Annotated in this window: 9 protein-coding genes and 1 pseudogene; 3 read left to right on the top strand and 7 right to left on the bottom strand. The window is 65.4% G+C overall.

The genetic code is table 11. The annotated features are described in order from the left end of the window. The first annotated feature begins 36 nt into the window (after nucleotides 1-36). Entirely contained in the window at nucleotides 37-1,611 is a 1,575-nt protein-coding gene (locus BS74_RS01030) for a phosphoglucomutase (protein WP_051946701.1), read from the top strand. Between the two features lie 4 nt (nucleotides 1,612-1,615). On the opposite strand, the gene BS74_RS01025 is transcribed toward BS74_RS01030, so the two are convergent. The 7 genes and pseudogenes from BS74_RS01025 to BS74_RS00995 all read right to left on the bottom strand — a co-directional run bounded on the left by BS74_RS01025 (nucleotide 1,616) and on the right by BS74_RS00995 (nucleotide 8,278). Continuing rightward, complete coding sequence (locus BS74_RS01025) at nucleotides 1,616-2,458, bottom strand: carbohydrate ABC transporter permease (RefSeq protein WP_038055269.1); 843 nt, start codon at nucleotides 2,456-2,458, stop codon at nucleotides 1,616-1,618. Beyond that, complete coding sequence (locus tag BS74_RS01020) at nucleotides 2,455-3,330, bottom strand: carbohydrate ABC transporter permease (RefSeq protein ID WP_038055268.1); 876 nt, start codon at nucleotides 3,328-3,330, stop codon at nucleotides 2,455-2,457. The genes BS74_RS01025 and BS74_RS01020 overlap by 4 nt, the downstream gene beginning before the upstream one ends. Nucleotides 3,331-3,379: 49 nt before the next feature. Then, a complete protein-coding gene (locus BS74_RS01015) occupies nucleotides 3,380-4,669 on the bottom strand; it encodes an ABC transporter substrate-binding protein (protein WP_038055267.1) in 1,290 nt (429 codons plus the stop codon). Between the two features lie 130 nt (nucleotides 4,670-4,799). Next, complete coding sequence (locus BS74_RS01010; protein WP_038055265.1) at nucleotides 4,800-5,879, bottom strand: TRAP transporter substrate-binding protein; 1,080 nt, start codon at nucleotides 5,877-5,879, stop codon at nucleotides 4,800-4,802. Nucleotides 5,880-5,994: 115 nt separating this feature from the next. Next, nucleotides 5,995-7,074, bottom strand: a complete 1,080-nt coding sequence (locus BS74_RS01005; RefSeq protein WP_038055264.1) for a TRAP transporter substrate-binding protein — start codon at nucleotides 7,072-7,074, stop codon at nucleotides 5,995-5,997. 80 nt (nucleotides 7,075-7,154) lie between these two features. After that, on the bottom strand, nucleotides 7,155-7,625 hold the full coding sequence (locus BS74_RS01000) for a DUF4384 domain-containing protein (protein WP_038055263.1): 471 nt from the start codon (nucleotides 7,623-7,625) through the stop codon (nucleotides 7,155-7,157). A 36-nt stretch (nucleotides 7,626-7,661) separates the two neighbouring features. Further along, nucleotides 7,662-8,278: pseudogene (locus BS74_RS00995) on the bottom strand (ribonuclease HII). 57 nt (nucleotides 8,279-8,335) lie between these two features. On the opposite strand from BS74_RS00995, the gene BS74_RS00990 reads away from it, so the two are divergent. Together BS74_RS00990 and BS74_RS00985 are read left to right on the top strand one after the other, a co-directional pair. Then, nucleotides 8,336-9,880 (top strand): carboxylesterase/lipase family protein, encoded by a 1,545-nt coding sequence (locus BS74_RS00990; RefSeq protein ID WP_038055262.1) that lies wholly within the window; start codon nucleotides 8,336-8,338, stop codon nucleotides 9,878-9,880. A 5-nt stretch (nucleotides 9,881-9,885) separates the two neighbouring features. Further along, entirely contained in the window at nucleotides 9,886-11,895 is a 2,010-nt protein-coding gene (locus BS74_RS00985) for a molybdopterin oxidoreductase family protein (RefSeq protein WP_038055261.1), read from the top strand. Nucleotides 11,896-11,924: the final 29 nt, after the last annotated feature.

Genomic DNA, 11,924 nt, shown 5'->3' with positions numbered 1-11,924 from the left:
GGCGCCTTGGGCCTCCCCGGTTTTTAAAATGGGGGCATGGACCTTCCCAAGCTCCTCACCCTTTACTACGAAGAGCGCCCGGACCCCCAAAACCCCCTCCAACGGGTGGCCTTCGGCACCAGTGGCCACCGGGGCACCAGCCTCAAGGGCACCTTCACCGAGGCCCATGTGCTGGCCATCGCCCAGGCCATCGCCGACCTTCGGGCCTCCTTTGGAGCCACCGGGCCCCTCTTCCTGGCCAAGGACACCCACGCCCTCTCCGAACCCGCCTGGGCCACCGCCCTGGCGGTCTTCGCCGCCAACGGCCTCGAGGTGCGCATCGCCGCGGACGGAGGCCCCACCCCCACCCCCCTGGTCTCCCTGGCCATCCTGGAGCACAACGCCCACCACGAGGCCAAGGCCGATGGGGTCCTCCTCACCCCCAGCCACAACCCCCCAGAGGACGGCGGCTTCAAGTACAACCCCCCCACGGGCGGCCCCGCGGATACCCGCACCACCAAGGCCATAGAGGAAAGGGCCAACGCCCTCCTTGGGGAAGGGCTAAAGGGGGTGAAGCGCCTGCCCTTCAGGGAAGCCCTAAAGGTAGCCAGGCCTTTTGACTACACCGGGCTCTACGTGGAAAATGTGGGGGAGGCGGTGGACCTCGAGGCCATCCGGGCCTCCGGCCTGCGCCTGGGGGTGGACCCTTTGGGGGGTGCAAGCCTAAGGGTGTGGGAACGGCTGGCCGAGGCCTACCGGCTAAACCTGGAGGTGGTGAACCCCACCCTAGATCCCACCTTCCGCTTCATGCCCAAGGACCACGACGGCAAGATCCGCATGGACTGCTCCAGCCCCTACGCCATGGCGGGTCTTCTGGCCCTGAAGGAACGCTATGACCTGGCCGTCGGCAACGACCCCGACGCCGACCGCCACGGGATCGTGACCCCAAGGGGCCTCATGAACCCCAACCACTACCTGGCCGCCGCCGTCTTCCACCTCTACACCACCCGCACCTGGCGGGGGGCCAAGGTGGGCAAAACGGCGGTGACCAGCGCCCTTCTGGACCGGGTGGCCAGGGCGTTGGGCCGGGAGGTGTACGAGACCCCGGTGGGCTTCAAATACTTCGTGGAGGGGCTTTTAGAAGGCTGGCTCGGCTTCGGGGGCGAAGAGAGCGCCGGAGCAAGCTTCCTCCGCTTTGACGGCAGGCCCTTCTCCACCGATAAGGACGGCATCCTCCTCGGGCTTTTGGCGGCGGAGATCCTGGCCAAGCGGAAGAAGGCTCCCGATGAACTCTACGAGGAACTGGCCCAAAGCCTAGGCCGGCCCTTCTACGCCCGCAAGGACCTCCCCATCTCCCCCGAGGCCAAGGCCAGGTTGGCCCGCCTCTCCCCCGAGGACGTGGAGGCAAAGGAGCTGGCAGAGGAGCCCATCCTGGCCATCCTCACCCGCGCCCCAGGAAACGGGGAGCCCCTGGGGGGCCTCAAGGTGGTGACGGAAAACGCCTGGTTCGCCGCCCGGCCCAGCGGCACCGAGGACGTGGCCAAGGTGTACGCGGAAAGCTTCAAAGGGGAGGGGCACCTTAAAGAGGTCCTGGAAACCGCCATGGAACTGGTGCGCAAGACCCTTGGCTAACCCCCTACCCCTTGACGGCGCCAGCGGTTAGCCCCGCCACGATGCGGTGCTGGAAGATCAATACCAGCACCACCAGGGGCACGGTCACCACCACGCTGGCCGCCATGATGGAGCCCCAGGGGATCTCAAAGGGCGTGGCTCCCCCAAAGCTGGCGATGGCTGGAGGGACCGTCTTAACCTCATCGCCCACGGTGAAGGTGAGGGCGAAGAGGTACTCGTTCCAAGCGGCGATAAAAGCCAGAAGCCCCGTGGTCACTAGACCCGGGCCCGTAAGGGGAAGCATGATGCGCACCAAGGTCTGCAAAGGGGTGGCTCCGTCCACATAAGCCGCCTCCTCCAGCTCCCGGGGCAAACCCTTGAAATAACCCACCAGGACCCAGACGGTAAAAGGGAGGGTGAAAAGGAGATAGCTGAGGATAAGGCCCAAATGGGTGTTGAATAAGCCCGTCTGGCGGAGCAGCATGAAAAGCCCTCCCAGGACGGAGATCTGGGGGAACATGGTCATGGCCAGCACCAGGTAGAGCACGGCGTTCCTGGGGGGGAAGGGCAACCTACCCAAAGCGTAGGCGGCCAGCACCCCAAGGACCAGGGAAAGGAGGGTGGCCCCGCCGGCCACCACCAAGGAGTTCAGCAGATTGCGGCCAAAGTTGGCCTGGAGAAACACGTTCTTATAGTGCTCCAGGGTGAAGGGCAGCGGCAAAAAGCTGGGGTTGCTGGCGAAAAGGGCGTCGGAGGGCTTGAAGCTGGAGATCACCGCCCAGTAAAAGGGAAAGACGCTATACACCACCACGAAGGCCACCAGCAGGTAAAAGAGCAGGCGATTTCCAAGGCGAAGCCAGGTCCTCATCGCAAAGCCTCCCTACCCAGGGTGCGCATGTAGGCCACCACGAAAAGGAAAATTAAGACCAGGATCGCCACGCTTATGGCCGACCCATACCCCAGGTCCTGGAAATCTATCAAGGTCTGACGGTTGTAGACGGCCAGGGTGCGGGTAGCCGGATTGACCCCACTCATCACGAAGATCACGTCGAACACCCGTAAGGCATCCAGGGTACGGAAGATGAGGGCCACCACCAAGGCGGGGGTAAGAAGGGGAAGGGTAATGGTCCAAAACTGCTGCCAACGGGTGGCCCCGTCGATGCTGGCGGCCTCGTAAAGCTCCTCAGGAATCAGCTGAAGGCCGGCCAGGAGAAGAAGGGCCATGAAGGGGGTGGTCTTCCATACATCCACGGCGATGATGGCGGGAAGCACCAGCTCGGGGCGAGCCAGGAAGGCCACCTTCTGCGACAGGATGCCCAGCTTCACCCCCAGGATGTTGATCACCCCGTAGACATCGTGGAGCATCCACTGCCACATCTTGGCGGAAACCACCGTGGGGATGGCCCAGGGAATGAGGATGGCGGTGCGCACCAAGCCCCGGCCCTTGAAGTTGGAATGGATGACCAAGGCAATGGCCAATCCCAAAAGGGTTTCCAGGCTGACGGAGATCACCGTGAACTTCACCGTGTTCCATAGGGCCTGGCGGAAATCGGGGTCCTGGAGAAGGTAAAGGTAGTTCTTTAAACCCACGAACTCCGGAGGCTCCACAAAGGCGATATCCGCCCGGAACAAAGACCAGTAAAAGACCTGGGCCAGGGGGTACCCCGCCACCAACACCACCACCAATAGGGTGGGAAGGACCAGGGCCCAGGCCAAACGCACCTGCCGTTGGGTCAGCATGCTCTTTAAGGATAAACCCCGGGGGAGGGCCCCCGGGGTAAGAGGAGGGTTAGCGCAGGATACGGCGCAAGCGGCCCTCGAGGTCCCGCACCGCCACCTCCCCGGTCTTCTTCCCGGTTAGCACGCTGTGCACCTCGGTCCAGATGGCCTCGGACACCTGGTTGTACTTGGCGCCAGCCACATCAGAAGGCCGGGAAACCGCGTTCTGGAAGACGGGGAGAAGGTCGCGGAACCAAGGGTTCCTGCCCAGGACGTCCCGGTCGGTGTAGAGGGCCGGCCGGGTGGGCAGGCGGGAAAGCCGCACGGCGTTGTCCTTTTGCACCTCGTAGGAGGCCAGGTACCTCACCAGATCGGCCGACTCCTTGGGGTAGCGGCTGTAGGCGGAAACCATGAGCTGCCAACCACCCAGGGTAGCGGCGTTGGGCGCATCGGCTCCGCCCTTGGGAAGCACCGTGACCCCAAACTTGCCGCGGATGGGGCTTCCCTCCGCCTGGCCCAGGGCGTAGGCGTAGGGCCAGTTGCGCATGAAGAGGCTATTGCCCTGTTGCCAGACGTTCCTAGCCTCCTCTTCCGCGTAGCTGGTGACCCCAGAAGGGGCAATGGTGCCCACGAAGCGGCGGATGGTGTTGAGGGCTAAAGCGGCGCGGCCATTGTTGATGCTGACGGTGCCATCCGGCTCGATGATGCGCCCGCCCTTATGGGAGTAGATCCACTCCAAGGCGTCGCAGGTGAGGCCCTCGTAGGCCTTGCCTTGGAAGACAAAGCCCCAGAAGTCGCGGTTGCCCGCCTTGCGCTCTCCCTCCATGACCTTCTTGGCCATCTGCTCCAGCTCTGCCCAGGTGCGGGGCGGGTTCTTGAACCCGTACTTTTCCAGAAGGTCTTTGCGGTAATAGAGGATGCCCGCATCTGTAAAGAAGGGAATGGAGGTGAGCTTACCGCGGATGGTGTTGTTCTGGACAATGCGGGGGAAGAACTCCTTGAGCTCGTTCTCCGAGAAGTACGGCTTCAGGTCAAGGGCATGGGGAGCCACGATGCCCGGCCAGATCACGTCGATCATGTAAACGTCCACATCCGGGCTCCTGGCCGCCCAGTACTGCTGGTAGAGGGCCAAGCGGTCGTTGGTATCCGCCGGGGAGTCTATGTACTCCACCCGGGTGCCCGTCTTCTTGCCCCAGGCCTCCACCATCTCCTTCATCCAGCGGCCACCCTCGCCCACCGCGGTGGAGTCCCCAGCCACACGGATGACCGGGCCCGCTTGGGCCCGCACCAAGGCCGGCCCCCAAAGGGCGCTGGCAACCAGCCCAACCCCTGCCTTCTTGAGAAACTCTCTACGCCTCATACACACCCCCATGGAAGCTTTTCCAGGGCAATTTTAAACCCGGTCCTCCCCCCCTGTCAAGCCCGGGGAAACCCAGCTCCCAAAAGGCAAAGCCCCGGGGAATACCCCGGGGCAGCCACCTCCACGAACCCTAGACGGAAGGGAAGGCGAACTGCTCGTAGCCCAGCTCTGCCACCCCAAACCAGCGGTACTGCTCCTCGCGGAACTTCTTCCAGGCGGTATAGACCTTCTTGTAAAGCGGGTTCTTGGCCGCCTCCTCCTCAAAGAGCTCAAACGCGGCTTTCTGGGCAGCTTTGAGGACATCGTTAGGGAACTTCCTCAACCGCACCCCCCTTTGCAATAGGGTCTGGAGCGCCTTGGGGTTTTGGGCGTCGTAGCGGGCGACCATGCTTAGGTTGGCCTCGGCGGCAGCCACCTCAAAGGCCTGCTGGTACTCCTTGGGGAGCTTCTGCCACTCCTTGAGGTTGACGATGAAGACCAGGGCGGGACCGGGCTCCCACCAGCCGGGGTAATAATAGTACTTGGCCACCTTGTAGAAGCCCAGCTTCAGGTCGTCGTAGGGGCCCACCCACTCCGCGGCGTCCACGGTGCCCCGTTCCAAGGCGGGATAGATGTCGCCGCCGGCCAAGGTCTGGGGCACCACCCCAAGCCGGCTCATCACCACTCCGCCCAGGCCGGGGATGCGCATCTTGAGGCCCTTGAGGTCGTCCACGCTCTTAATCTCCTTGCGGAACCAGCCTCCCATCTGGGCACCGGTGTTTCCCCCAGGAAACTGAATCAGGCCGAAGTCCGCATACAGGGGCCGGGTAGCCTCAATGCCCCCACCATGGTAGAACCAGGCGTTCTGCTGGCGGGCGGTGAAGCCGAAGGGCAAGGCGGTGTCAAAGGCAAAGGCGGAGTTCTTACCCACGTAGTAGTAGCTGGCGGTGTGACCCACCTCCACGGTACCTTGCTGCACCGCGTCCAGCACCTGTAGCCCGGGCACGATCTCCCCCGCCTGGTAGGGGCGGATCTGGAAGCGGCCGCCGGTGAGGGTGGAAACCCGCTCCGCCAACACCTCCGCTGCCCCATAAATGGTGTCCAGGCTCTTAGGGAAGCTCGAGGCTAGCCGCCACCTCACCGTGGGCTGGGCCTGGGCAAAGACTGGGCCGAAGGCCGCGCTGGCCGCTACGCCGATACCTGCCTTCTTCAAAAAATCCCGTCTTTTCATGCTACCTCCTCACCACCCATGTTCAGGGTTGGTTCGGGGTGGATTATACCGAGGAGTGGATAACGTATGCAAGACATCCCGGGGGCCGCCGGGCCCCCGGAGTAGAGGGCAAGGCTCAGACGGCGGGGAAGGCGAACTGCTCGTAGCCCAGCTCCGCCACCCCGAACCAGCGGTACTGCTCCTCGCGGAACTTCTTCCAGGCGGTGTAGACCTTCCTGTAGGTAGCGTCTTTGGCGGATTCTTCCTCAAACCACTCAAAGGCCGCCTTCTGAGCCGCCTTTAGAATCTCAGCAGGCCACTTCCGGAGGCGAACACCGTTCTTGATGAGGCGCTGGAGGGCTGCGGCGTTCAGCTGGTCGTACTTGGCCTGCATGGTGAGGTTCACCTCCGAGGCCGCCACCTCAATGGCCTGCTGATACTCCTTGGGAAGCTTCTGCCACTCCTTCAGGTTCACGTAAAGGGTGAGCTGGGTCCCAGGCTCGTGCCAGCCGGGGTAGTAGTAGTACTTGGCCACCTTATAGAAGCCCAGCTTTTCATCGTCGTAGGGGCCAACCCACTCGGTGGCGTCAATGGCACCGCGCTCTAGAGCGGGATAGATGTCGCCGCCCGCCAACACCTGGGGCACCACCCCAAGCCGGCTCATCACCTGGCCCCCAGGACCAGGGATGCGCATCTTAAGCCCCTTTAGATCCGCCAAGCCCTTGATCTCCCTACGGAACCAGCCGCCCATCTGCACGCCCGTGTTTCCTGCGGGGAACTGGATGATGCCGAAGTCCGCGAAGATGGAACGGAAGAGACCGATGCCGCCCCCGTGGTACATCCAGGCGTTTTGCTGGCGGTAGGTGAGGCCGAAGGGCACCCCCGCATCAAAGGCCAAAGCCTGGCTTTTGCCCACGTAGTAGTAGCTGGCGGTCTGGCCCATCTCCACGGTGCCCTGCTGCACCGCATCCAGCACCTGTAGCCCGGGCACGATCTCCCCCGCCTGGTAGACGCGGATCTGCAGCTTGCCTCCCGTGAGCTCCGCCACCCTCTGGGCAAATTCCTCAGCCCCGCCGAAAAGCGTGTCTAGGCTTTTGGGAAAGCTACTGGTGAGGCGCCACCTTAGGGTGGGCTGGGCCTGGGCAAAGACTGGGCCAAACGCCGCGCTGGCCGCCACGCCGATACCTGTCTTTTTCAAGAAGTCACGCCGCTTCATTTTTGACCTCCTTAGCGGTCCAGGGGGATTATACCCCACCTGGGGGCGGAAAGGGCAAGCCCCTTTGCAAGTTCATGCAGTCAGCGGACGTAGAAGTAGGTTTCCACCACCTGGTAGTGGCGGGCTCCCGAGGCCTCCAGGTACACCCTGAGCCGGGCGTCCCAGTCGGTATATACCCCTTCCAGGCGCAGGCTCCCAGGCGGGCCATCCATGTAGATGGCCCGCACCCGCTGGAGCCCCCTCGGGGGCGTGAGGGTGTAGCTATAGGCCCCGGGAGGGAGCACGTGGGTGCCGCGGCCCAGGTACAAGCGGTCCAGCTCGTAGGTGCGCCCATCGGGATCGATGGCCACCAGGCTTATCCAGCCGGGGTCCGCCAGGGTGAGGAAGAACCGGACCTCCTCCCCCACGTAGTAGGTGGCCCCCGCCCCCCGGTCCGGCTCAAAGCGCAGGATGACCGGGGTAAAGTCCCAACGGTAGCTTAACGTAAACCCCTCGAGGGTCACGGTGCAGGCCGAGAGCAAGCCCGCCAGGAGGGGGAAAAGAAGCCGCATGGACACCTCCACCTTCCAGCCTAGCCCAAAGGCGGCCTAAGGCCCTTCAGGAAACCTTAAGGCCGCCTGGGCCACGGGGGCGTAGCGCCTGCGGTGGACCGGCGAAGGCCCCAAACGGGCCAGGGCCTCCTGGTGCTCCGGGGTGCCGTAGCCCTTGTGCCGGGCAAAGCCATAGCCAGGGTAAAGGCGGTCCAGCTCCTCCATGAGCCCGTCCCGGTGCACCTTGGCCAGGATGCTGGCCGCGGCCACGCTGGGGCTATGTTGGTCCGCCTTAGGAGGGGCGAGCAGGGGCAAGGCGGTGGCCACCTGGAGGTAGTCGGTGACCAAGGCCTCGGGAGGAGGATCCAGCCCGGCCAAAGCCCGCTCCGCCGCAAGCAGGGTGGCCCGAAGGGGCCCCAGCCGGTCCACCTCCGCCACCTCCGCCACCCCCAGGGCATGGGCCAGGGCCACCCGACGCACCTCCTCGGCCAGGCGCTCCCGCTCCCTTGGGCTTAGGAGCTTGGAGTCCCGAAAAGGGTAACGCCCGGGAGGCAGGATCACCGCCCCCACCACGATGGGCCCCGCCCAGGCCCCCGGCCGGCCTCGTCCACCCCGGCCACCCGGAGGCCCAAGGACCAGAAGGGAGCCTCGAGGGGACCTTCCACCCCCGCCATCCCTTGGCATTATGCCCCCGTTGACGCCCCCGGAGGAGATCTGGATATAGTTTCCCCATGAACCCCTTTCCAAAAGTGGGGCTTTTGGGGCTCGCCCTTGGCCTGGCCCTGGGCCAGGAGATCCCCGTGGAAACCCCCCTCGGCCTGGCCCTGGGCCAGGTGGAAAAGGGGGTTATGGCCTTCTATGGGCTCCCTTATGCGGAGGCTGGCCGCTTCCAAGCTCCCAGGCCGGTGGCCTCCTGGCCCCCAGGGGCGGGAAGGGAACGGGTGGCCTGTCCGCAAGTCCCCGGGACCACGGCCCGGCTAGGGGGGTTCATCCCCCCCCAAAGGGAAGAGTGCCTGGTGGCCAACCTCTTCCTCCCCCTAAGGCCCCCGCCCCCAGGGGGCTTCCCCGTGATGGTCTACCTGCACGGGGGTGGCTTCACCTCGGGAAGCGCCGCCGAGCCCATCTACGGGGGGCACCGCCTGGCCCAGGAGGGGGTGGTGGTGGTCACGGCAAACTACCGCCTCGGCCCCTTGGGGTTTCTGGCCCTTCCCGCCCTGGAAAGGGAAGATCCCAGGGCGGTGGGCAACTATGGCCTTTTGGACGCGATAGAGGCGCTACGCTTCGTCCAGCGCTATATCCCCTACTTCGGCGGCGATCCCCAGAACGTGACCCTCTTCGGGGAGTCCGCTGGGGGCATGCTGGTCTGCACCCTGTTGGCCACCCCCGAGGCCCGGGGGCTTTTCCACAAGGCCATCCTCCAGTCGGGGGGTTGCCACCAGGTGCGCCCTTTGAAAGGGGACTTTTCCTTCGGGGAAGGGTGGGCCAAGACCCTGGGCTGCCCTCCCGAGGACCTGGCCTGTCTCCGCCGCCTTCCCCTTTCCCGCCTCTTTCCTGAGGAAAGGGAAGCCCTTCCCGACGTCAACGCCGCCGTACTGGGCTTCCCCAACTCCCCCTTCAAACCCCACCTGGGGGCCCTGCTTCCGGAAAGCCCCCTCGAGGCCCTCCGGAAGGGGCAAGCCCGGGATATCCCCTTGCTGGTGGGGGCCAACCTGGAGGAACTCACCTTCCCCGGCCTCTCCTGGCTTTTGGGTCCCAGGACCTGGGAGGAGTTCGGCCAAAGGCTGGCCTCCCAAGGCATACCCCCCAGGAAGCGGGAGACCCTGCAGGAGGCCTACCAAAAGCGTTTCCCTGATCCCGCCCAGGCCTGGGGAGTGGCCCAGACGGACCTCCTTCTCCTCTGCCCCTCCCTGAAGGCGGCCAGGCTTCAGGCCCCCTTCGCCCCCACCTACGCCTACCTCTTCGCCTTCCGCGTCCCCGGCTTTGAGGGCCTGGGGGCCTTCCACGGCCTGGAGCTCGCTCCCCTTTTTGGAAATCTAGGGGAGATGCCCTTTCTGCCCCTCTTCCTCAGCGCCGAGGCCCAGGAAAAGGCCGAGGCCCTGGGGAAACGCATGCGCCGCTACTGGGTGGGTTTCGCCCGGGAGGGGAAGCCCCGGGGCTGGCCCCGCTGGCCCACCTACGAGGAGGGCCACCTCCTCCTTTTGGACGAGCCCCCACGCCTCCTCCCGGATCCCTTTGGGGAAAGGTGTGGTGTCCTCGAGGCCCTGGGGCTACTATAGGGGGCATGAAACCCCGCGCCACCTGCCCCCTGGACTGCCCGGACGCCTGTAGCCTCCTCCTCACCTTTAGGGAGGGAAGGCTCGTGGGGGTGGAGGGCGACCCCCGCCACCCCGTCACCCGGGGTTTCGCCTGCGCCAAAACCTACCGGTATCCCGAAAGGGTAAGGGAACGCCTCCTCCACCCCCTGCGCCGGGTGGGGAGGAAGGGGGAGGGCCGCTTCCAGCGGGTCTCCTGGGAGGAGGCCCTGGGGGAGATTGCGGAAAGGCTCAAGGCCGTCCTGGACGCCCACGGGGGGGAGGCCGTCCTCCCCTACCACTACGCGGGCACCATGGGCCTCGTGGAAAACCAGCACCCCTTGGCCTTCTTCCGGGCCATCGGGGCCAGCGAACTTCTGGAGACCATCTGCGCCAGCGCGGGGGGCGCCGCCTGGGAGATGACCTACGGGCCCCGCCTGGCCCCAGACCCCGAGGAGGTCCCCCAGGCCCGCTACATCCTCCTTTGGGGCATCAACAGCCTCTCCACCAACAGCCACCTCACCCCCTTCCTCAAGGAGGCGAGGAAGCGGGGGGCCAAGGTGGTGCACATTGACCCCTACGAGAACCCCACGAGCCGCTTCGCCGATGAGCACCTCAAGCTCCGCCCCGGCACGGACGCCGCCTTGGCCTACGCCTTGGCCCACGTCCTCTTCCGGGAGGGCCTGGTGGACTGGGCGTACCTGAGGGAAGCCGCCACCGGGGTTGAGAAGTACCAAAGGAAAGCCGAGGACTGGACCCCAGCCAGGGCCGAGGCCCTGACCGGGGTGCCGAAGGAGGCCATCGAGCGGCTGGCCCGGGAGATGGGGGAGGCGAAGCGGGTCTTCGTAAGGGTGGGCTACGGCATGACCCGCCACCCGGGGGGAGGCAACGCCCTGCGGGCCGTGATTCTCCTTCCCGCCCTCCTGGGGGCTTGGCGCTACCCAGGGTGCGGGGCCATGCTTTCCACCAGCGGGGCCTTCCCCCTGAATAAGCGCTTCCTGGGGGGCAGGCACCTCCTGGAGGGGGAGCACCCCCACGAGGGCTACTTCCGCCCCAACCCCAGGGTGCGCCGGGTCAACATGAACGAGCTGGGAAGCGCCCTCACCCGCCTCGAGCCCCCCATAAGGGCCCTTTTCGTCTTCAACTCCAACCCCCTGGTGGTGGCCCCCAACACGGGAAGGGTCAAGGAGGGGCTTTCGCGGGAGGACCTCTTCACCGTGGTGCTGGAGCAGGTGATGACGGAGACCGCCCTTTACGCCGACTACCTCCTCCCCGCCACCTTCTTCTACGAGCACCCCGACCTCTACACCAGCTATGGGCACTACTACCTCTCCTGGAACGAGCCCCTAGCCGAGCCCGAGGGGGAGGCAAGGCCCAACACCTGGGTCTTCCGGGAACTGGCCAAGAGGCTCGGCCTGCAGGAACCCACCCTCTACTGGACCGCAGAGGAGGTGGCCCGAAGTCTCCTGGACACCGACCATCCCTACCTGGAGGGCATCACCCTGGAAAGGCTCAAGCGGGAGGGCTTCGTAAAGCTCCACCTCCCCAAGCCCTTCCTCCCCTTCGCCCAGGGCCCGGTGCGCTTCAGCCCACCCCCGGAGGTCATCCCCACGGAACCCCTGCCGGGCTACCCCCTGATCCTCCTCACCCCTCCTGCCCACCGCTTCCTCAACACCACCTACGGGAACGTCCGGGCCCTGGTGGAGGCGGAAGGCGGCGAGCCCCGCCTCCTCATCCATCCCCAGGACGCCGAGGCCCGGGGCATCGCCGAGGGCATGCTGGTCCACATCCGCTCCCCCCAAGGGAGGGTGGTGCGCAAGGCCAAGGTGACGGAGGCCCCCATGCCGGGGACGGTGGTCCTCGAGGGCACCTGGTGGGAAAAGTGGGCCCCGGATGGCAAGGGCATCAACCACCTCACCGCGGAAAGGCTCACCGACCTAGGGGGCGGAAGCACCTTCCACTCCACCCCGGTGGAGGTGGAGCCCCTTCGCCTGGCCTGACTGGAACCTGGGCCACGGTTTTGCTACCC

It is taken from the genome of Thermus amyloliquefaciens, assembly GCF_000744885.1.
In the GTDB taxonomy this organism is placed as follows: Bacteria; Deinococcota; Deinococci; order Deinococcales; family Thermaceae; genus Thermus; species Thermus amyloliquefaciens.
The sequence above is the reverse complement of the archived record's forward strand: the minus strand, read 5'-3'. Positions and strand labels throughout refer to the sequence as shown.

Excerpts from the sequence above, each read along its gene's own strand:
- BS74_RS01030 (WP_051946701.1), top strand. The coding sequence starts at position 37 with ATGGACCTTCCCAAGCTCCTCACCCTTTACTACGAAGAGCGCCCGGAC.
- BS74_RS01005 (WP_038055264.1), bottom strand. The coding sequence starts at position 7,074 with ATGAAGCGGCGTGACTTCTTGAAAAAGACAGGTATCGGCGTGGCGGCC.
- BS74_RS00990 (WP_038055262.1), top strand. The coding sequence starts at position 8,336 with ATGAACCCCTTTCCAAAAGTGGGGCTTTTGGGGCTCGCCCTTGGCCTG.
- BS74_RS01010 (WP_038055265.1), bottom strand. The coding sequence starts at position 5,879 with ATGAAAAGACGGGATTTTTTGAAGAAGGCAGGTATCGGCGTAGCGGCC.
- BS74_RS01000 (WP_038055263.1), bottom strand. The coding sequence starts at position 7,625 with ATGCGGCTTCTTTTCCCCCTCCTGGCGGGCTTGCTCTCGGCCTGCACC.
- BS74_RS01015 (WP_038055267.1), bottom strand. The coding sequence starts at position 4,669 with ATGAGGCGTAGAGAGTTTCTCAAGAAGGCAGGGGTTGGGCTGGTTGCC.
- BS74_RS01025 (WP_038055269.1), bottom strand. The coding sequence starts at position 2,458 with ATGAGGACCTGGCTTCGCCTTGGAAATCGCCTGCTCTTTTACCTGCTG.
- BS74_RS00985 (WP_038055261.1), top strand. The coding sequence starts at position 9,886 with ATGAAACCCCGCGCCACCTGCCCCCTGGACTGCCCGGACGCCTGTAGC.
- BS74_RS01020 (WP_038055268.1), bottom strand. The coding sequence starts at position 3,330 with ATGCTGACCCAACGGCAGGTGCGTTTGGCCTGGGCCCTGGTCCTTCCC.